The organism is Thalassospira sp. (assembly GCF_030690045.1).
Taxonomy (GTDB): Bacteria; Pseudomonadota; Alphaproteobacteria; order Rhodospirillales; family Thalassospiraceae; genus Thalassospira.
The window spans coordinates 54,327-74,774 of record NZ_JAUYHK010000012.1 but is presented as its reverse complement, the minus strand read 5'-3'; the positions used below and the strand labels follow the sequence as shown (position 1 = coordinate 74,774).

Sequence of the window (20,448 nt, the reverse complement as noted above, 5' to 3'; positions counted from 1 at the left end):
GGTTTAAGTTACCTTGAGACACTCCCCATATCCATCTATCCAGAAGTATCAGGCTCCCAGCCCCAAAACAAAACCCGCCACGGTAATAACCGGGCGGGCTTTGTTTTGGGAGATGCATGAAGGCCAGATCAGGCCGAAACGATTTCCGGATCGTTATCCGGCGCATCGCCTTCTTCACCGTCTTCGCGACCACCAACGCGGCTGCGTCCACGGCGCGTGGTTGGATGACGCCCGCGTGTCCGGGTCGCCGCAGCGGCCCGCTTGCGCGGTTTTTGTTCGTCATCGGCAGAACCGTCACCATCGCTGACAGGAACCGGCGCAGATGCTGCGGCCTCGTCATTTCCCGGTGCGGCGGTAACTGGTGCCGCACCTTCGGCATTATCAGCATCAGATGCCCGGTTGACCGTCCGCGGACGCGGTGCACGACGGGGCCGCGGGGCGCGTTTCGGGGCCTGATCATCAACGGCATCATCGCTGCCGGAAACATCGGCAGTACCATCATTACCACCGGTATCGGCAACAGTTGCACGATGTTCCGGTCGGTTATCAGACCGGTTGTCCCGACGATTGTCGGTACGATTATCGTATCTGTTGTCGGATCGGGGCTGGCGGGTATTTACGCGACGACCGCGATTCTGATCAATCGTCTGGACGGCATTGTTATCGTCTTCCGCGCCATGATCACCATTGTCGTCCTGATCGCTATTTTCGGTATAATCATCATTCTGGTTTTCAGAACGATCATCCCGCGAAAAACGATTGCCATTACGATCAGAAGAACGGTCCTCGGACTGCCCTGCCGGGCGATCCGTGCGTTGTTGCTGGGGTTGTGGCTGGGGCTGACTGACAGCACGTTCATCGCGCCGCTGATTTTCCCATTCCACAGATGATTGATGTACCCGATAATAATGTTCGGCATACTGATAGTAATTTTCAGCCAGAACCTGATCATCTGTACAGTCTTTGGCCAGCGAAACATATTTTTCATAGACCTGCTGCGCATTACCACGAACGCGCCCATCAGGACCATTGCTGTCAAAGCTTTGAAATTTCGGGTTTACAGGACGTTTATTCGATTGTTGCCGTCCGCGTGGACGTTTATTGTTATTTCTCATATCAACATACTGTTGGCGTTGAGGACAAACCCGGGATTACAACACTGTCCCGGAACCACTCCGTGTGGAATCACATTTCCCGAAAAAACAGCACCGGAAAAAACGGTACTGCGACAAACCCGCTGAGCGCCATAGATCAAACGGATATTTGCAACTGTTTACAGGGGAACACGGCGCTACCAAAAGCGCGTCGGGCACCCGGCCCGCTGAAATCAACTTATATGCCCCGAGACCTTATTCCAACTGTTTTTTTTGCCTTTGATGCGTTTTTTTCGCCAGCAACCCCCAAAGCCTCTTATGGCTTGTCCGCCGCCACACAGCGAATGATCCCGCCCAGATCTTTTCGATACGCAATTCCCGCAAACCCGGCCTGTTCCAGCAGAGCAGAAACATCGGCTTCCTGTCCGCGCCCGATTTCAAACATCACAAATCCGCCAGGTCGCAACCGCTCATAGGCCACCCGCGCCAGAATACGATAGGCCGAAAGCCCGTCCGCCCCGTCAGTCAGGGCGATTTCCGGGTCATAATCCCGCACTTCGGCGCTAAGACCTGCCATTTCAGGGCGCGCGATATAGGGTGGGTTGGAAATCACGGCATCGAAATTGTGGCAGACATGCCCGGACGGCAAGGACGCATCCCAATCGGACACATAAAAATCGCAGCGCCCGTCCACCCCCAGCGCCACGGCATTATCCCGTGCGCAATCAATTGCCCGTGGGCTAATATCGATAGCCATACCGGTAGCATCCGGCACATCGGCCAGCACCGATAACAACAGGCAACCGGTCCCGGTGCCAAAATCCACCAACCATCTTTGCCCGCCCATCGCGGTGATTTTTTCAATGCACCACGCCACCAGCGTTTCACTGTCGGGACGCGGATCAAGGGTGGCCTCGTTCAGGGCAAAGCTGTATCGCCAGAAATCCCGCCGCCCCAAAATGCGCGATACCGGTTCGCGGGCACGGCGCCGGTCGATCAGGGCATCAAATATGGTGACTTGTGCATCCTCAACGGTTTCATCGGTAAAGGCCATGATCCGGCCGGAATCCATCCCGGTTGCCGCCGACAACAACAAACGCGCATCCAATCGCGGCGTATCGCATCCGGCCTGTTGCAGGCGCAATGTGCCATCCGCCATCAGAGAACCCAGTGTATGGCGCTTGCCGATCACTGGGTCAGGCCCCGATTTCGGCCAGTTTTTGCGCCTGATCCTCGCTGATCAGGCCATCAATCATTTCATCAAGCGCCGGGCCACCCAGAATGAAATCATCCAACCGATACAGCGTCATATTGATGCGGTGATCCGACACCCGGCCTTGCGGAAAATTATAGGTGCGGATGCGTTCGGATCGATCCCCTGACCCGACCTGCGATTTGCGGTCAGCGGCACGGGCGGTATCCTTGCTTTCACGTTCAAGGTCATAAAGACGCGAAGCCAGCATCTTCATCGCCTTTTCCTTGTTCTTGTGCTGGCTTTTGGCTTCCTGGCTGGCGGCAACCACACCGGTTGGAATATGGGTGATGCGCACCGCACTGTCGGTGGTGTTGACATGCTGGCCACCCGCCCCCTGTGATCGATAGGTATCGACGCGCAAATCCTTGGGGTCAATATGAATATCAACCTCTTCTGCCTCAGGCAGAACGGCCACAGTTGCCGCCGATGTATGAATGCGGCCACTGGTTTCGGTCACCGGCACGCGCTGCACACGGTGCGCACCGCTTTCGTATTTCAGGCGGGCAAACACCCCGGCACCCGATACATTGACGATGACTTCCTTAAACCCGCCCAGATCGTTTTCGCTGGCATCCATCAATTCAAATTTCCAACCCATGCGTTCGGCATAACGCTGATACATACGGTACAGATCAGCGGCGAACAGGGCGGCCTCATCGCCACCGGTTCCAGCGCGAATTTCAAGAATGGCGTTTTTCTCGTCGGCGGAATCCTTGGGCAACAGCATCAATTTGACCGCATGTTCGGCGGCAGGCAATTTTTCAAGAATGTCGTATTTTTCCACCTCGGCCATCTCGCGCATTTCGGCGTCCGATGACTTATCGGTCAGCAATTCTTCTGCCCCGGCCAGATCATCATGCAGGCGCTGGTAGGCCTCGATGCTCTCGACCACCGGCAACAAATCGGCATATTCCCGAGACAGTTTGGCAAAAGAATCACTATCGCCCAAACCACCCGACAACAATGATTTCAATTCTTCAAACCGGCGGACAATGCCATGCAGTTTTCCGGGATCCAGACTCACTCTTTATTCTCCTTGTCCTGTGCCGGATCATCTAGCGGGAATAACCGCACAAGTAATTTCTGGGCCTTAAGCCATTCCACCGTTCCCGCCCCTTCGGTGGTCGCCGCAAGGTCTTTAAGGGCTTGGGTCGGTGCATGCAACAACCGATTGACCAGAAGCCGCGTCGCCTTGTCGGCATCGCCGTGGCTTTCGTGTAAAACCTCGGTGCGGACAGCCTCGAAATGCTGCCGCAGACCGGCAAGGGCAGGAACGGCGGCACGCTGGGCACGCACCTTGACAAAATGATCGACTTCCTCATCTATCAACGCCCAGGCTTGGTCAGCTTTTTCCTGACGCCCGTCGCGGCCCTCGGCAGCAATTTTTTCCAGATCGCCAAGTCGATAGAAAAACACCTCGGCGATATCATCGACCTGTGGGTCTATATCGCCCGGCACCGCCGTATCGATCATCAGGATCGGCCGATAACGCCTGCGTTTAACCGCATCCTGTGCCCGGGCATGGTCAATCATATAGCGCCGCGATCCCCCGGCGGTCAGGACGATATCCGCCTCGGCCAACAAACGATCCAGATCACCGATATCGGACCAGTGACAATCCAGCCTGCGCGCCACCAGCCGGGCACGCGCCGCCAGACGGTCTGTGACCATAATCCGCCCCATGCCGCGTTCGGCAAGGGATGCCGCAATCAGTTCGCCCAAATCCCCGGCCCCGGCCACCAACAACGTGCAATTGGCGATATCGCCATGCAGGTCACGCGCCACCGATTGCGCGGCGGCAGCTATCGACACCGCCCCCTGTCCGATGCCGGTCTGGCTGCGGACCTTTTTGGCGATGGCATAGGCCGCCTGATACACCAGTTCCAGTTCGCGCCCGGTAATCTGATGATGGCGGGCAATGCGATGCGCATCCTTGACCTGCCCGAAAACCTCGGGTTCGCCAATCACCAGACTGTCCAGCGATGCCGCCACAGCAAATACATGGCGCAAAGCCTCGCGACCGGACCGGATATACAGTTCCGCAGCCAGTTGATCGCGGTCGATATCCGCCCACAGGGCCAGCAGGTCAATCAGCTTTTCCCGCCCGCGTGTTGCGTCTTCGGCCAGAAGATGAACTTCGGTGCGGTTGCAGGTCGATACCACCACCGCCTGCCCCAGACGCGCCTGGGCAATCACCGACAGGAATTGTGGCAACCGCACTTCGTCGATAAACAGACGGTCACGGGTTTCCTCGCCGGAGCGTCGGTGATTGGTGCCGATCACCATCAGGCGATCCAGCGGCCAATCTCCGGCATCATCACGGAAGGCGCCGTCTGTCACCCGTCATTTATCCCTTGCTGACTGTCTCGATCAACACGTTCAGGGCGACTTCGCGCTGATCGCTGTTATCAAGATCACGCAATTGCGCAACACCTTTGGCCAATTCATCATCGCCCAGAATAACCGCCAGACGCGCATTGGCCTTGTCTGCCCGTTTCAGGCGTTTTTTCATATTACCGGCATAACCCAGTTCAACCGCAATCCCGGCTTCGCGCAAATCCTGCGCCAGTTTGCGGCAATGACGTTCGGCATCATCTCCCATCGGGATCAGGGCAACCGGGCGGGCGGCGGGCGGTGCCTCGCCCACCATCAGGGCCAGACGTTCGACACCGGCGGCCCAGCCCACACCGGCGGTCTGCGGGCCACCCATCGTCGAAATCAGTCCATCGTAACGGCCCCCGGCCATCACAGTTCCCTGCGCACCCAGCGTATTGGTCGTGAATTCAAAACAGGTATGGCAATAATAATCCAGCCCGCGCACCAAACGCGGATTTAACTGATAGGCAATACCGATATCGCCAAGGCCTTCGGTCAGGCCTTTGAAAAACTGTTGCGAATTTTCATTCAGGTAATCGGCAAACAGCGGCGCATTGGCGACCAGTTCCCGGTCGCCTTCATCCTTGGAATCCAGAATACGCAGCGGGTTTTTATCAAGACGGGTGCGGCTGTCTTCGGACAGTTTATCAAAATGCCCCTTGAAATAATCAACCAGAACGGTGCGATAGGCTGCCCGGCTTTCGGGATCGCCAAGGGTATTCAGTTCCAGCGTGACGTCATCCCACAGGCCTAGCTGTTTAAGGATATGCGCACCATAGGCAATCATTTCGACATCGCCCGCCACCTGTTCAACGCCCAGCAATTCCGCCCCGATCTGGTGGAACTGGCGCTGACGACCTTTTTGAGGCCGCTCATAACGGAACATCGGCCCGATATAACTGACCTTGACCGGCGACATTTGCTGCATGCCGTTTGAAATATAGGCGCGTGCAATGCCTGCCGTGCCTTCGGGCCGCAGTGTGATGTGTTCGCCGCCACGATCCTCAAAGCTGTACATTTCCTTGGTCACGACATCGGACGTATCGCCAAGGGTACGGGCAAAGACATCGGTAAATTCAAAAATCGGGGTGGTCATCCGGTGATAACCATACAACTCCCCGATCGCCCGTGCGGTTTCGGCGATGTGGTCATGCAGACGGTTCTGTTCTGGCAGAAGGTCATGCGTGCCACGGACGGGTTGAAGCGATGCCACGTTGGTTTCTCCGATCTTGTGTCTTCTGGACGGTTGGGCGATGCAGGGACAAAAAATAGCCTCCCGTCATCGGGACGGGAAGCCTAAATCACAAAAGTACGGGCTATTGCGCCGCAGTCTGTTCAAGAGCCTTGGCTTCCTCGATCCGGGCGGCGCGTTCCTCAACCAGTTCGACGATATGATCGATCATTTTTTCGGTGCTGACATTATGGTCGGGCTTGCCGGAAATATACATTTTGTGGCTGCCACCACCCCCACCGGTCAGACCGATATCGGTTTCACGCGCCTCGCCCGGACCATTGACGATACAGCCAATCACCGACAGGGAAATCGGGGTGGCAATATGCGCCAGACGTTTTTCCAGTTCGGCCACCGTATCCACCACGTTGAAACCCTGCCGGGCACAGGACGGGCAGGAAATGATCTGAACCCCGCGTGACCGCAGGCCCAGTGATTTCAAAATATCAAAGCCGACATGGATTTCCTCGACCGGATCAGCCGACAGCGACACCCGCAAGGTATCGCCGACCCCGGCCCACAACAGATTGCCGATGCCAATAGATGATTTTACGGTACCGCCACGCAGGCCACCGGCCTCGGTAATACCCAGATGCAACGGATAATCGCAGGCCTCGGCCAGGCCGTAATAGGCGGCCACCGCCAAAAACACATCCGACGCCTTGACCGAAATCTTGAATTCGCGAAAATCCTGATCTTCAAGGATGCGCGCATGGTTCATCGCACTTTCGACCATCGCCTCCGGACAGGGTTCGCCATAACGTTCCAGCAATTCCCGTTCAAGCGACCCGGCATTGACGCCGATCCGCATCGAACAACCATGATCCTTGGCCGCCTTGACCACTTCGCGTACCCGTTCGGTCGATCCGATATTGCCCGGATTGATCCGCAAACAGGCGGCACCAGCCTCGGCGGCCTCAATGGCGCGTTTGTAATGAAAATGAATGTCGGCAACGATGGGCACCTTCACCTGTGGGATGATGTGCTTTAACGCCGCCGTTGATTCCTGATCCGGGCAGGAAACGCGCACAATATCGGCCCCGGCATTTTCCAATGCCTGAATTTGCGCAACTGTACCGGCAACATCGGTCGTCAGGGTATTGGTCATCGATTGCACCGATATCGGTGCATCTCCACCAACCTCAACCGATCCGACGCGGATCTTGCGGCTTTTGCGACGTTCAATGTCTCGATAAGGGCGGACGCTCATTTCCGGTTCCGTGGCAAATTTCATGTCTGACAAGCTGTGGCCGACTATATAGCTTATCAGGGGGCGTTTAGAAACCACCCCATCAGGTTTTCTTGCTCTTTTTCATCCAGACAGAAAAAAAAGCGGCTCCGCAGAACCGCTTTTTCCTGACAGGATCAAAATTGCTTATTGTGCCGCAGGTGCCGTTCCACTGGCGGTCGCCAGAATATCATCGGCATTCAGCGAGAAATCCGAAATCACCGCCCCATAATCCCCAACTGAAATACCATCCTGTCCATCAACATTCAGGGCCAGCGCCCCGGCATTGCCGACTTCGAGTTTCAGGCCATCACGATTGGGCACACGGTAAGTATCACCGGGGCTAAGCATCCGGGTCAGCAGGATATTGCCATCATTCTCGCGAATGCGGACCCAACTTGTTTCCACGGCAGAAATCGTCACCCGGCTATCGGTGTTCAACGCCCCGAATACTCGCGCGCCCCCGGCAGCTCCGACTTCGGGTGCAGCCGGAACAGCAGCAATTTCTGCCGGAGCCGATGCTTGCGGTGCCGGTTCAGGCACAGCTTCGACTTCCGGCGTTACCGTTATTTCAGCCGGAGCCTCTGCAACTTCATCCGGATCGACACCAGCCTCAGGCTCTTCGGCGATTTCGGCAGGGGTTTCTTCTGCCACGGTCGGTTGTTCGGTCACATCAACCGACGTTTCACCTTCCGGGACAATGACGGTTGCAGGCGCATCAGCCGGAGCTTCGGCGGCACGGGCATCGGCCGCTGTTTCGATCGAGCGCGGCGCAACAACGACTTCTGCGTTATTCGTCTTCTCGGTCGTGTTTGACAGCCCTTCAAGACGGTCCGGCAACGGGTCCACCAGATCGGCAAATGTCTTGCCCTGACTGGACATGTAATACCAACCGCCATAGGCTCCCAGACCCAATAAAACAGCAACCAGCAAAACCCCGCCACCCGGCACCCGGCTTTCCTGCACCGGTTTGGGAAAGCTCAGTTCGCGCCGCATTTCGGGCGTATTGCTTTCTTCCTTGTAACGGCGCACGATTTCGCTGCCATCAAGCCCCAGATGTTCAGCATAGGCCTTCACAAAGCCCAGACCATACGGGGCACCGGGCAAGGCGCTGTAATCACAGTTTTCGATGGCCTCGATATAAATCTTGCGAATACGCAAAAGCTGGCAAACATCTTCGATGCTTTGCCCATGGCTGGTCCGGTGGTGGCGCAACAAACGCCCGACCTTGCCCGGCTCTGCCGATTGCGTGTTTTCAGCTTCCATTTTCATATCATTTGAAGGTTCACCACCTGATAGCGGTCTGAAACGCAACCGCCCTCCAGCTTCCTTCTCCAAATGATCGTCCTTTCGTTTTCCGATCGCCAACTCCCGCACCCCCACATTACGATCCCGCAATAAAAATAACAGATGCCCCAGCCAAAAGCGATTGTTTTTAAAGTTTTACGCCGTGATCTATTGCAAAAGCCTTAAGACGGGACCGTAAAGTTCTGGCCGGACTATTCATAAGAGTAAGAACATAATCCTGCACCGAACCGGCACCCATACTTCTGACCATCTCTTTGACCGGCCCCACCGAAGCAGGAGCCATAGACAAACGTCGTATGCCCAATCCGATCAACGCCATAGCTTCCAGCGGACGTCCGGCCATTTCGCCACAAATGGTCAAACGCACCTTTTTTTCATCACATAACAGCACCAATTGCCGCATAAAGGCAAAGACACCCGGCGACAATGTATCATATCGCCCTTCCAGACGGGGATTACCACGGTCTGCAGCAAACATAAATTGCAACAGATCGTTGGTTCCAACCGACAGAAAGTCAACACGTTCCAAAAGGGCTTGCGCCTGCCAGAACAATGCCGGGACTTCCAGCATCGCCCCGACATCAACCCGACGGGGGACAAACCCGCGTTCGGCTTCACGGGCAAGCTGCCTGTCCAGCAAAGCTTTGGCCGCATCAAATTCGGCGACCTCGGCAATCATTGGAAACATGACATACAGGTCGCGATCATGCGCAGCGCGGATCAAAGCCCGTAATTGATGGATCAGAACAGCGGGACGATCCAGCGTGATGCGGATCGACCGCCATCCCATCGCCGGGTTCTCTTCGACCATATCCTGCCAATAGGGCAACAATTTGTCACCGCCGACATCCAGGGTGCGAAAAACCACCGGGCGACCTTCGGCCTGTTCAAAAATCCGGTTATATAATTTGGTCTGATCTTCGATATCGGGCATGGCGGAGCGCACCATAAACGGAATTTCCGTGCGATACAGGCCAATGCCATCGGCGCCGCTTTCAGCAACATGCGGCACATCAATCAGCAAACCAGCATTCACATTCAGCGATATGTCAACATCGTCCGTGGTTCGCGCCGGAAGATCGCGCATCTGCGCATACAGCATCTTGCGTTCGGCCCGTGCCAGCAATGCCCCTTCGATCACGGCCCGCACATCTTCGCCGGGCCGGACAAACAATTGCGCATTGTCGGCATCAACAATCAGCGGATCGCCGGTTTCAACCCGGTCAAGAACCCCTTTGACCCCGCCCAGCACCGGAATATCCAGCGCGCGGGCAACAATCGCCACATGCGAGGTATGTGACCCTTCTTCAAGGGCCAGCCCGCGCAACCGGGTATGATCGTAATCCAGCAATTCCGCCGGGCCGATATTGCGTGCCACCAGAATGATTTCATCAGGCAGATCGCCAAAGGCCGGGGACTGAAATTGTCCAGACAGATGTTGCAACAACCGGTTGGCAAGGTCTTCCAGATCGTGCAGTCGTTCGCGCAGATACGGATCGGTAATCTGCGCCATGCGTGCACGGGTATCGTCATGAACCTTTTGCACGGCGGCTTCGGCAGTCAATCCCGTATGCACCGCTTCGGTAATCCGGTTCAGCCAGCCGGTATCCTGCGCAATCATGCGATAGGCTTCAAGGATATCGCCGGGCTCTTCACCTGCCCCGTGATTGATGCCCTCAACCGCCTCCAGCATCTTGTCGAGATGGCTTTGCAGCCCGTGCATGGCCTCACGCAGCCGCGCCAGCTCCTCGTCCGGGTCCTCGGCCACCATGCGGTCGATGACGATGCGCGGTTCATGCAGGACGGCAATACCCTTGCCAATCCCCGGTGCCAGACGCGCACCCGACAGACGCAACGGCAACAACGCGATGCCATCGGTCTGCACCAGTTCATCCCGGCTAACCAACTCGCCCCCGGCAACCATTTCCGCCAGAACCATGGCGACGTTTTCAAGGGCTTCCTGTTCGTCGTCGGTATAAAGCCGCTCGGTGCGATTCTGAACCGCCAGAACCCCGATGATACGACCGCCGCGCAAGACAGGAACACCTATCATTGAATGATAGATTTCTTCGCCGGTTTCCGGGCGATAGGCAAAATTTGGGTGTGATTGCGCGTCGCGCAAATTCAGCGGCCTTGCATGGGCCGCCACATCCCCGACAATCCCCTCACCAACCCGCAAACGGGTCAGGTGGACGGCCTCGGCCGCCAGACCACAGGTGGCAAACAGTTCCAGAACCTCGCCCGCTCGCATGACATAGACCGAGCAGACTTCGGCGACCATGTCGGCCGCGATGATGGTTACGATCTTGCCCAGACGTTCCTCGGCAGTGCCCGGCCCGGCCATGACGTCGCGCACGCGCTTGAGAAGGCGTCGCGGACCTGTGACTGCGGCGGGCAACATGCTCATCAGGATTATACGTCTCTGTGTGCGAGGGACTGAACGGCCTGTTCAACCAGTTCGGCAAGAATTTCCGCAACCGGCTGTTCTTTCTTTACCATACCAACCGATTGTCCCGCCATCAATGATCCGCCATCAACATCGCCATCAATAACGGCCCGGCGCAGCGCCCCGGCCCAGAAATGCTCAATTTCAAGCTGTGCCGCTCCCTGATCCAGTTCACCAGCCCGGAATTTCTCAATTACCACGCGCTGGGTCTGCATGAATTCGTCCGTTCCCTTGTTGACAAGGGCACGGACCGGGATCACCGGAAAACGGTCATCCAGTTGAACGGTGGTGATTGCATCACGTGCGCTGGCGCGGATAAAGGCCTTTTTGAAATCGGGATGGGCGATGCTTTCGGTGGCACAAACCAGACGTGTGCCAATCTGCACCCCGGCAGCTCCCATTTCCAGCAATGACGCCATCGCCTCGCCCCGACCAATGCCCCCGGCACAGAAAATCGGAATATCGTCGATTTCCGGCAGGATTTCCTGCGCCAGGACCGTCAGCGACACCGGCCCAACATGGCCGCCCGCCTCGGAACCTTCAATCACCAGCGCATCGGCACCCGACCGTTTCAGTTTTTTCGCCAAAACCATTGCCGGTGCAAAACAAACAACCTTTGAAAATTCCTTGGCCTGCTTGATCGCAGCCGATGACGGCAAACCGCCCGCCAGAACGACATGACCGACATTATGTTCGCGGCAGACATTGATCAGTTGTTCAAGTTGCGGATGCATGGTGATGACATTGACGCCAAACGGCTTGTCGGTCATCGCCTTTGTTGCGGCAATTTCGGCGGACAGCAAATCCGGGTTCATCGACCCGCAGGCAATAACACCAAAACCACCGGCATTGGACACCGCCGCTACCAGATGGCGTTCCGACACCCACGACATCGCCCCGGCCATGATCGCGTAATCCGTGCCAAGAAATTCCCGTCCGGACGCCCACAACCGGTCAAGACGGGCGCGGGCGGCATCGAATTTCGGATCATTCATTGTTCTGTTCCCCAATGCAGAAATGCAGGAAACCAAGGTTTCCTGCGATTTCATCACGTCGGCCGGAACGATATGTCCACGGCGCTGTCATTATTAAAGATCGGCCTTTAACAGGGCCTTAACCGCAACCAGACCGGCATTATTCCGTATCCAGACCATAGGCCGTATGAAGGGCTCGCACGGCCAGTTCGGTATATTCTTCGGCAATCAGGACACTAACCTTGATTTCGGATGTTGAAATCACCTGAATATTGATGCCTTTTTCGGCAAGGGTTTCAAACATCTTGCGAGCAACGCCAACATGCGACCGCATGCCAACCCCGATGATTGATACCTTGGTCACATCCGACGCACTGATCAGTTGCTGATAACCGATCTTGTCACGGTTGGATTCAATGACTTTAAGCGCCCGCTGAAACTCGCCGCGCGGCACGGTAAAGGTCATATCCGTGCTGTTGCCGTCTTCCGACACATTCTGCACGATCATATCGACATTGACATTGGCATCAGCCAACGGACTGAAAATAGAAGCAGCGATCCCCGGTTTGTCGGCAACCTTGACCAAAGTAATCTTGGCTTCATCCCGACTATAGGCAATCCCGCTGACGACTTCCTGTTCCACGATCTCGTCCTCGTCTACAACAAGTGTTCCTTGCGCATCGCTGAAGGTCGAACGGACCTGCACCCGAACGCGATGGTTCATGGCCATCTCGACGGAACGGGTCTGCAAGACCTTCGCACCAAGCGATGCCAGCTCCAGCATTTCTTCGTAGGTAATTTTATCGAGCTTGCGCGCCTTGGGCACAATCCGCGGATCGGTCGTGTACACACCGTCAACATCAGTATAGATGTCGCAACGATCCGCCTTCAGGGCCGCGGCCAGTGCCACGGCCGAGGTATCCGATCCGCCACGGCCCAGCGTGGTAATCCGGTTATCCGGGGCGATCCCCTGAAAACCGGCGACACATACCACTTCTCCACCCTCAAGACGACGGATCAGTTCGGTGGTATCGATATCCTTGATCCGTGCTTTGGCATGGGCCCCATCGGTCCGCAACGGAATTTGCCAGCCCAGCCACGATCGCGCAGGAACGTCAATCGCCTGCAAGGCCATCGCCATCAGGCCGACGGTCACCTGTTCGCCCGACGACACAATCACGTCATATTCGCGCGCGTCATACATCGGCGAAATCGCATCGGCCCAGCCGACCAACTGGTTGGTTGTACCCGACATTGCCGAGACCACCACCGCAACCTGATTGCCTGCATCGACCTCGGCTTTGACCCGACGGGCGACATTCCTGATTTTTTCGACATCGGCAACAGACGTGCCGCCGAATTTCATGACAATACGGGCCATGAAGAATCCCCGCTAGAGTGTGATCCGGCCTCTGATCTGGTAGGCCGGCCTGTAAAATGGCGCACCACCCTGATCAGGGCGGCGATATCAATACTGCCATAACGTTCCGGAAACAAGCGCGAACGCGGCCCCAAATCGCCGGGATGTATTTTTTGATCGATCCGCCCCGAATTACAGTAGAAATAACCGATGGTTACATGCCATTTATTACCAAAAAACCCGTAGACATGACGACCATAACAAGACATCCTCCCCATGAACAGCCACATTCCCCTTCCTGTCGTCGCAAGCATAAGGTTGCGCCGCACGCCGCCCCCGCGTAAACAGGGAACCAACCATGATCGCAGAATCAAGATTGCCATCGGAGCCCCTTAATGCCCGCCCAAAACAGCCGCACCGCCAACCCCGATGAAATTGCCCGTTTTTCCGCCATGGCCGAAGAATGGTGGGACCCGGAAGGGGTGATGAAGCCTCTGCATAAATTCAATCCGGTGCGTCTGCAATTGCTACGTGATCATATCGCCGCCTGGTATCGCCGCGACATCCGCGACATGAACATCCTTGCAGGCTTGGATATTGTCGATATCGGCTGTGGTGCAGGGTTGCTATCCGAACCGATGGCCCGGCTGGGCGCGAATATGACGTCGCTGGATGCCGCCGAAAACAATATCAATGTCGCCCGCATTCATGCACAACAAGCTGGCCTGACCATTGATTACCGTCACGGCACACCGGAAATGCTGGCAGATGAGGGCAAACAGTTTGATGTCGTCCTGAATATGGAAGTGATCGAACATGTCGATGATCCGGCCTTTTTCATGCAGGCGTGTGCTGCGTTGCTAAAACCGGGCGGCATGATGTTTATTGCTACCCTGAACCGCACCCTGAAATCACTGGCGCTGGCGAAAATCGGCGCGGAATATGTGCTGCGCTGGGTACCTGCGGGCACCCATGACTGGCGTAAATTTGTCAAACCATCTGAAATGTCGTCGTATCTGCGCGGTGCCGGACTGGAATTACGCGATATTACCGGCGTAGCCTATCAACCGCTTTCAGACACATGGCAGCCTGCCCCACGCGATCTGGATATCAATTATCTGGCGATTGCCGTCAAACCCGGAACACCGGAATGAAACAGGCCCGCCTGCATAGCGAACGCCTGATCCTTGAACCGTTTGGCGAAGACCATATCCCGACCCTATCCGTGATGGATATGGACCCGGACGTGATGCGTTATATCCGCCCGGCCAGCAGCAATTTGATCGCCGCCGAAAACCGAATTCGCGATATTCTGATGCGCGATGACGGACAACTGGGCATTTGGGGATTGCGCGACCAGGAAAGCAGCATCGTAATTGGCATGGCGATCCTGCGCCCCCTGCCCGATAACAGCGATATCGAAGTCGGTTATCGCCTTGCCAAAGAACATTGGGGCAAGGGATATGCGACCGAAGCCACGACACGCCTGATCTATCACGGGTTTGCCGTACTGGATCTGACCGATATCGTCGCAACCTTTGACGCCGCCAATACCGCATCGCGCCATGTGCTGGAAAAATGCGGACTGACCGATGATGGTATCACCACCGCCTATCATGCAGCCGGCACACCGCGCGTCAGGATCACCCGCAATCGGTGGCTGGCGCGTGATCAGGCAAAACTCGCCGCTTCTTCCTGAACTGCCGCACCGTCATCCACCACCCGGTTGCGCCCGGTTTCCTTGGCCCGGTACAGGGCCGCGTCGGCCTTTAACAACATCCGGTCCAGCGACAGATCGCCGCCGCCATCCTGATACACCAGCCCGGCACTGACCGATAGGCGCGAAACCTCGCCAGTGTCATGGGTGATAACGGCCTGATCCACGGCGAGGCGAATACGTTCGGCAATTGCGCGGGCATTTGCACCATCGGTATGAGGTAATAACAATCCGAATTCCTCACCACCCAACCGGGCGAACAAATCCTGTCCGCGTAAATTGTTACGCACGATGCAGGCAAATTCACACAAGACCCGATCCCCGGCCGCATGTCCGAAACGGTCATTGATCCTTTTGAAATGATCGATATCCAGCAACAGAATCGCCACGGATGAACGGTCACGTGCCAGTTGCTCCAACATCATTGTCCCGCGCTGCATAAAGGCCCCGCGCGACAAAATGCCGGTCAGGTCATCATGACTGACGGCATGGTCAAGACGATGCACCAATGCACTGCGCACGGAATTGATGCTCGATACCGTCAACGGTGCCAGCGCCAAAAGAGCAATGCCCATGCGCAGGGAAAACATCACATCGGTATAATCGTCAGGCGACAGCAGGGCGACAATTTCAGGCTCGACCCCGGTCATCAGCCACAAACAGGTCAGCATGACCATCAGGGCCGTGGTTGCAAACCGGTAACTCAGCGCACACCACAACAAGGCCGGAACCGGAAAGACAATTGCACCCGGCCCGCCAACCACATAGCCGAAAACCAGACTACCCACCAAAGTCAGGAGCGGCAAGGCAGCGCGGAAAAGCGTCCGGCCCTTGTCACGCATCCGCATCAATGCCGACATATCCGCCATCACATCACGCGGATGGGGAAATGTCAGAACCAAGGGCAAAATCACCACATAATTGGCGAATTGTTCGGCAAACCATAACCGGAACGCCACCAGCGGATCGGTCGGAAAAACCAGCACGGCAATTACGCCACCAAACATCGCCGACATGCCCGCCGCCGCAATGCTAATCAAAAACAGATACAACATGGAATGGGGGCGGTGGAGCTTGCGATCTTTAAGCAACAGATACCGAAATAAAACAAAACCCACTGCCACACCGGCAACATTCGCCGTTGTCAGCCACAAGGTCGCATACAGGGATGTACCTGTTAAAAGGTCGGCGGCCATAAAACCGGCAAAGGCAAACCCCCACCCCCACACAGAAGCCAGCCGCGGATACCGCACCAGAACGCCCAGCATAATGGCATTGGCAGGCCACATCACAGCCAGCATTCCTTCGGGGCGGGTCAGAATCCCCAAAAGCGCAGTCCCGAACATGGCCACACCCAGCGCCATTGCCGCGCCCAGATGCGTGATCATGGCACGATGACCGGATTGGAAATCTGCTTTCATCCGTCTTCCCCCTATTTTCTGATGCCCTGCCATCAGAAACGCGAGATGTATAAGGTCACAAAACGGAAAAATCCAGAACCCAAACAAAAACCTTGGGTTTTAACTGTTTTAAATTCAAACAAAACAGGCGGACAGAAATTCCAATCTGCCCGCCTGCATAATGTGGACGGCACCGGGATTTAAATCAGGCTGTGGCGCACCTTGGCCGATACCCATTCGCTGACCAGAACCGTGCCCAGAATAACCAGAAAAATGGTTGTCACTTGACCCCAGGCCAGAACATTGATCGATGCCTGAAGTTTCAAGCCAATGCCCCCGGCCCCGACCAGCCCCAACACGGTTGATTCACGGATATTGATGTCCCAGCGAAACACCGTAATCCCGGCAAAAGCCGGCAGGATTTGCGGCACAATACCATAATCAAGGGTTTGCAAGCCCGATGCCCCGGTGGCATTAATAGCCTCGACCTGAGTGGTATCGATTTCCTCGATGGCCTCATACAGCAATTTGGAAATAAACCCGATGGATCGCAGGGCAATGGCAATGATCCCGGCAAAGACCCCCGGGCCAATCACCGCTACCAGCAACAATCCCCAGATCAGGGCATTGATCGACCGCGATGACACAATAACAAACAACGCCACCGGACGCACAAAGCGCGTGCTGGGCGTTGTGTTGCGTGCCGCCAGAAAAGCCACCGGCACCGACAGGATAATCGCCAGCAAGGTGCCAAGCGTGGCAATATTAAGCGTATCCCACAACGGCCACCACAATTCCGAAATATACCCCCATTTCGGCGGAAACATGCGCGATGTGATATCGGCGGCCTGACGCGGCGCGTCATAAACAAAATACCAGATGGTATCCTGTGTCATCACCTGCCAACAAAAGACAAACAACGCCACAAGCGCCAGCCAGCCCACCCACAATATCAGATTGGCTTTGGAGGTCCTGTGCTGCCAGACCGGAACCCCGGTTTCAGATTTGCTTATTGGCATGTCACTGCACCCATTTCCGTACATAGCCCGAGCTGTATTCCGACACCATCACAATCAGGATGATGATGATCAGGATCGCGCCTGCCGTATCATATTCATAGCGGTCAATCGCCGTATTGAGCGTCGCACCAATCCCGCCCGCGCCGACAATGCCAATCACCGCAGATTCACGAAAATTGATATCAAGACGATACAGAGACAACCCGATCAGACGCGGCATCACCTGCGGCTGGATCGCATAATTGACAATCTGCCACCATCCCCCGCCCGTGGCTCGGACGGCTTCGGCCTGGGCTTCGTCGATGTCTTCGATGTCTTCGGCCAGTAATTTCGACAAAAATCCGATAGTGGCGAAACTCAGTGTAAGAAACCCTGCAAGCGGGCCAAAGCCGAACATCGCCACAAACAAAATCGCAACGATGATTTCCTGAAAACTGCGCGACAGGGCAATGATCGACCGGCACACGGCATAGACTGGCGCAGGGGCAATATTGCGGGCTGCACCGATACCAATCGGCACCGAAATCAGAATACCCACCACGGTCGATGTCAGCGTCATGGTCAGGCTTTCCTGCATACCTATGACAATATCGCCCCAGCGTGAGGCGAAGTCAGGCACCAGAAACCCTTCGACAAATCGCCAGCCGCGATCCAGCCCTTCCCAGACCCGCGACCAGTTGACCGAAACTGAAGAAATGGCCAACACCAGATACAGCAACGATCCCAGATATAATGACCAGCGCAGCCGCGCATTGACAATGAACGGCCTTTTCCGCCACGGGCGTCCTGCGACCGGAGAAGCAACAGAAGATGATGTCATATTCATGCCTACACCAGTTCCACCAGCCGCTCTTCAACGGGTTTTTTCGGATCAGCCGCGTCATCAGATTCGTCTGAGTCATGCTGACGGCGCAAAACAGCCCAGTCTTCCTCGCCGTAAATACGGCTCAGAACATCTTCCGTAAGAGCATCGGGCGCACCGTCAAACACCACTTCACCGGCGCGCAGGCCGATAATGCGGTCCACAAAACTTTGCGCCAGCACGACATCGTGAATATTGATGATGGCAGGCAAATTGCGTTCTGCACAAATTTCACAAATCAGGCGCATGATCTGGCGTGATGTTTTGGGATCAAGACTTGCAGTCGGTTCATCAACCAACAGCAATTCCGGGTCCTGTTCCAGCGCCCGGGCAATCCCCACACGCTGACGCTGCCCACCCGAAAGTGCATCGGCGCGTTTATCGGCATGATCTGTCAAACCAACCCGGTCCAGAAGGGCAAAGGCCTTGTCGATATCGGCCTGCGGGAAACGGCGGGTAAAGCTTTGCCAGAATGACACATAGCCCAACCGCCCCGACAGAACATTTTCCATCACCGACAGACGTTCAACCAGGGCATATTCCTGAAAAATCATACCAATACGGCGGCGCGCCTGTTTCAGGTCGTTGCGGCCCAGCCTTGTGACATTCAGGTCATTCAAAAAAACATTACCGTCGGTCGGTTCGACCAGACGGTTGATACAGCGGATCAGGGTCGATTTCCCTGCCCCGGACGGGCCAATAAGCCCCACGACTTCGCCAGCGGGTACGGAAAACGAGACGTTTTTCAACGCCTCGTCCCCGGTCCGATAACGCTTCCGCAAATTTTCAACGCGGAGCATACGTTACCTCACACATCAGTTTTAAAAGAACAGATCGGCCTTACTGGCAATCGTAAGAAACACCATTGGCGTCGTCGATCTTACGGATCACGTCCCAATGTTCCTTGAAGGTGATCGGAATGAATTTCGACTCACCCGATTTGGCGAATTCTTCTTTAAGCGCCGAACCTTCCCAGGGGAAGCTGAAGAAGGCTTCCTTGATCTTTTCCTGTAATTCCGGTTTCAGGTTGTACACAATACCATAACCGGTGGTCGGGAAGGTCTGGGATTTATAGATCGACTTGACCTGATCTGCCTTGACCACGTCACGCGAAACCATCCGGGTCAGAACCGAATTGGCAATGGCCGCAGCCGGATAATCCTTGTTGGCAACACCAAGAATCGAATTGTCGTGCTTGCCCGAGAATACCGCTTCAAAATCCGTACCGGCTTTCATGCTAAATTCGCTGGCCAGCAGGGCCGACGGCGCCTTGAAACCGGAATTGGAAGTTTCCGAAGTAAAGGCCATCTTGCTGCCTTTTATGTCTTCAACCTTTTCGATGCCCGAGTCCGGATAGGTGATGATTTCCATCTCATAGCCAAAGCTGTCATCGGCACTTGCCATCATCGCAAAGGATTTAAAGCCCGCACAGGCAACCGCAATCGGGTTGGAACCGGTGTTGAAACCGGCAATGTGCAGACGGCCTGCGCGCATGGCTTCAAGCTGGGCGGCATTCGACTGAACCGGGAAAAACTGGACCCTCTTGCCGGTAACACTTTCCATATGTTTCAGGAAACCGTCCCAGACCTGGGCATAAACAGCAGGGTCTTCGACCGGGGTATAGGCAAAAATCAGGGTGTCAGGGTCAACCTGCTGCGCCGGATCAGTCGGGGTATCCGCCGTCAGGTCGCCATCCGCATCGGTAAAACGGGAATCGAGCTTGAACTGTGCCTGTGCTGCCGTCGATGCCAGCAGCATCACCGTCGTTACCGCTACAGCTTTCCCCAGCCATTTGATCGCCATCGAAATTTCTCCAGACAAAACAGATTAAAGCCGCACCCCATTTTGTAATGGGCGGCACAAAACTTTGGTTCGGAAAGGAAAATAGCAAACTAACGAACGGCAATGAGTGAATGTTTGATGACAGTTCAAATTTTAAAATGATGTTTTCTGAACATGAATTACAGTCAGAACCCAACGAGACGGCCTTCAAAAAAAACGGTCTGTGATCTTTATTTTCAGGAGTTTTAGAACCATTTCTGAGATCAGGTATCACAGGGAGATCAAATAAATAGGAAAAATCTATCGGAAAAATAAAATAAAATGAATTTTCCTATCCATCTTATTTTGATAGCTTTTTTGCAGTGATGCTTCCCGGACAGAGCCCCGATCAAACGA

The 20,448-nt window shown here is 55.5% G+C and carries 17 protein-coding genes; 2 read left to right on the top strand and 15 right to left on the bottom strand.

Features of this window, described 5'->3' with window-relative positions:
- Positions 1-128 precede the first annotated feature (128 nt).
- The 10 genes from Q8O73_RS09915 to Q8O73_RS09870 all read right to left on the bottom strand — a co-directional run bounded on the left by Q8O73_RS09915 (position 129) and on the right by Q8O73_RS09870 (position 13,293).
- Positions 129-1,115 carry a DUF4167 domain-containing protein gene (locus Q8O73_RS09915; protein WP_305557996.1) on the bottom strand — a complete coding sequence of 329 codons (987 nt, stop codon included), beginning with the start codon at positions 1,113-1,115 and terminating at the stop codon, positions 129-131.
- A gap of 295 nt (positions 1,116-1,410) precedes the next feature.
- On the bottom strand, positions 1,411-2,286 hold the full coding sequence (gene prmC / locus Q8O73_RS09910; RefSeq protein ID WP_305557995.1) for a peptide chain release factor N(5)-glutamine methyltransferase: 876 nt from the start codon (positions 2,284-2,286) through the stop codon (positions 1,411-1,413).
- A gap of 4 nt (positions 2,287-2,290) precedes the next feature.
- The gene (gene prfA, locus Q8O73_RS09905; RefSeq protein ID WP_305557994.1) at positions 2,291-3,373 is read right to left on the bottom strand and encodes a peptide chain release factor 1; all 1,083 of its coding nucleotides are present in this window, start codon (positions 3,371-3,373) and stop codon (positions 2,291-2,293) included.
- Positions 3,370-4,689 (bottom strand): glutamyl-tRNA reductase, encoded by a 1,320-nt coding sequence (gene hemA, locus Q8O73_RS09900; protein WP_305557993.1) that lies wholly within the window; start codon positions 4,687-4,689, stop codon positions 3,370-3,372. Before hemA ends, prfA begins: the two co-directional genes overlap by 4 nt.
- Before the next feature lie 7 nt (positions 4,690-4,696).
- Complete coding sequence (gene hisS / locus Q8O73_RS09895; protein WP_305557992.1) at positions 4,697-5,938, bottom strand: histidine--tRNA ligase; 1,242 nt, start codon at positions 5,936-5,938, stop codon at positions 4,697-4,699.
- A gap of 103 nt (positions 5,939-6,041) precedes the next feature.
- Entirely contained in the window at positions 6,042-7,166 is a 1,125-nt protein-coding gene (gene ispG, locus Q8O73_RS09890) for a flavodoxin-dependent (E)-4-hydroxy-3-methylbut-2-enyl-diphosphate synthase (protein ID WP_305557991.1), read from the bottom strand.
- 165 nt (positions 7,167-7,331) lie between these two features.
- Positions 7,332-8,450: a helix-turn-helix domain-containing protein gene (locus Q8O73_RS09885; protein WP_305557990.1), complete on the bottom strand. Its 1,119-nt coding sequence runs from the start codon at positions 8,448-8,450 to the stop codon at positions 7,332-7,334.
- Between the two features lie 169 nt (positions 8,451-8,619).
- Positions 8,620-10,899 carry a phosphoenolpyruvate--protein phosphotransferase gene (gene ptsP, locus Q8O73_RS09880; protein ID WP_305557989.1) on the bottom strand — a complete coding sequence of 760 codons (2,280 nt, stop codon included), beginning with the start codon at positions 10,897-10,899 and terminating at the stop codon, positions 8,620-8,622.
- Between the two features lie 5 nt (positions 10,900-10,904).
- Complete coding sequence (locus Q8O73_RS09875) at positions 10,905-11,933, bottom strand: nitronate monooxygenase family protein (protein WP_305557988.1); 1,029 nt, start codon at positions 11,931-11,933, stop codon at positions 10,905-10,907.
- A gap of 139 nt (positions 11,934-12,072) precedes the next feature.
- The gene (locus Q8O73_RS09870) at positions 12,073-13,293 is read right to left on the bottom strand and encodes an aspartate kinase (RefSeq protein ID WP_305557987.1); all 1,221 of its coding nucleotides are present in this window, start codon (positions 13,291-13,293) and stop codon (positions 12,073-12,075) included.
- Between the two features lie 374 nt (positions 13,294-13,667).
- On the opposite strand from Q8O73_RS09870, the gene ubiG reads away from it, so the two are divergent.
- Both ubiG and Q8O73_RS09860 read left to right on the top strand, forming a co-directional pair.
- Positions 13,668-14,426: a bifunctional 2-polyprenyl-6-hydroxyphenol methylase/3-demethylubiquinol 3-O-methyltransferase UbiG gene (ubiG, locus tag Q8O73_RS09865; protein WP_305557986.1), complete on the top strand. Its 759-nt coding sequence runs from the start codon at positions 13,668-13,670 to the stop codon at positions 14,424-14,426.
- Positions 14,423-14,971, top strand: coding sequence for a GNAT family N-acetyltransferase (locus tag Q8O73_RS09860; RefSeq protein ID WP_305557985.1), 549 nt, complete (start codon positions 14,423-14,425; stop codon positions 14,969-14,971). The genes ubiG and Q8O73_RS09860 overlap by 4 nt, the downstream gene beginning before the upstream one ends.
- Here the strand turns inward: Q8O73_RS09860 and Q8O73_RS09855 are convergent.
- The 5 genes from Q8O73_RS09855 to phnD form a co-directional block, all read right to left on the bottom strand.
- Complete coding sequence (locus Q8O73_RS09855; protein WP_305557984.1) at positions 14,944-16,410, bottom strand: diguanylate cyclase; 1,467 nt, start codon at positions 16,408-16,410, stop codon at positions 14,944-14,946. The genes Q8O73_RS09860 and Q8O73_RS09855 overlap by 28 nt on opposite strands.
- Before the next feature lie 179 nt (positions 16,411-16,589).
- Positions 16,590-17,408, bottom strand: a complete 819-nt coding sequence (gene phnE, locus Q8O73_RS09850; protein ID WP_305557983.1) for a phosphonate ABC transporter, permease protein PhnE — start codon at positions 17,406-17,408, stop codon at positions 16,590-16,592.
- Between the two features lies 1 nt (position 17,409).
- Positions 17,410-18,234 (bottom strand): phosphonate ABC transporter, permease protein PhnE, encoded by an 825-nt coding sequence (gene phnE, locus Q8O73_RS09845; protein WP_305557982.1) that lies wholly within the window; start codon positions 18,232-18,234, stop codon positions 17,410-17,412.
- A gap of 2 nt (positions 18,235-18,236) precedes the next feature.
- Entirely contained in the window at positions 18,237-19,070 is an 834-nt protein-coding gene (gene phnC, locus Q8O73_RS09840) for a phosphonate ABC transporter ATP-binding protein (RefSeq protein WP_305557981.1), read from the bottom strand.
- Between the two features lie 40 nt (positions 19,071-19,110).
- The gene (gene phnD / locus Q8O73_RS09835) at positions 19,111-20,073 is read right to left on the bottom strand and encodes a phosphate/phosphite/phosphonate ABC transporter substrate-binding protein (RefSeq protein ID WP_305557980.1); all 963 of its coding nucleotides are present in this window, start codon (positions 20,071-20,073) and stop codon (positions 19,111-19,113) included.
- Between the last annotated feature and the right edge of the window lie 375 nt (positions 20,074-20,448).

Bases quoted from the DNA above. Each gene is read 5' to 3' on its own strand.
- Q8O73_RS09915 (WP_305557996.1), bottom strand. From the start codon at position 1,115: ATGAGAAATAACAATAAACGTCCACGCGGACGGCAACAATCGAATAAA.
- ispG (WP_305557991.1), bottom strand. From the start codon at position 7,166: ATGAGCGTCCGCCCTTATCGAGACATTGAACGTCGCAAAAGCCGCAAG.
- Q8O73_RS09885 (WP_305557990.1), bottom strand. From the start codon at position 8,450: ATGGAAGCTGAAAACACGCAATCGGCAGAGCCGGGCAAGGTCGGGCGT.
- ptsP (WP_305557989.1), bottom strand. From the start codon at position 10,899: ATGAGCATGTTGCCCGCCGCAGTCACAGGTCCGCGACGCCTTCTCAAG.
- Q8O73_RS09875 (WP_305557988.1), bottom strand. From the start codon at position 11,933: ATGAATGATCCGAAATTCGATGCCGCCCGCGCCCGTCTTGACCGGTTG.
- Q8O73_RS09870 (WP_305557987.1), bottom strand. From the start codon at position 13,293: ATGGCCCGTATTGTCATGAAATTCGGCGGCACGTCTGTTGCCGATGTC.
- ubiG (WP_305557986.1), top strand. From the start codon at position 13,668: ATGCCCGCCCAAAACAGCCGCACCGCCAACCCCGATGAAATTGCCCGT.
- Q8O73_RS09860 (WP_305557985.1), top strand. From the start codon at position 14,423: ATGAAACAGGCCCGCCTGCATAGCGAACGCCTGATCCTTGAACCGTTT.
- Q8O73_RS09855 (WP_305557984.1), bottom strand. From the start codon at position 16,410: ATGAAAGCAGATTTCCAATCCGGTCATCGTGCCATGATCACGCATCTG.
- phnE (WP_305557983.1), bottom strand. From the start codon at position 17,408: ATGCCAATAAGCAAATCTGAAACCGGGGTTCCGGTCTGGCAGCACAGG.
- phnE (WP_305557982.1), bottom strand. From the start codon at position 18,234: ATGAATATGACATCATCTTCTGTTGCTTCTCCGGTCGCAGGACGCCCG.
- phnC (WP_305557981.1), bottom strand. From the start codon at position 19,070: ATGCTCCGCGTTGAAAATTTGCGGAAGCGTTATCGGACCGGGGACGAG.
- phnD (WP_305557980.1), bottom strand. From the start codon at position 20,073: ATGGCGATCAAATGGCTGGGGAAAGCTGTAGCGGTAACGACGGTGATG.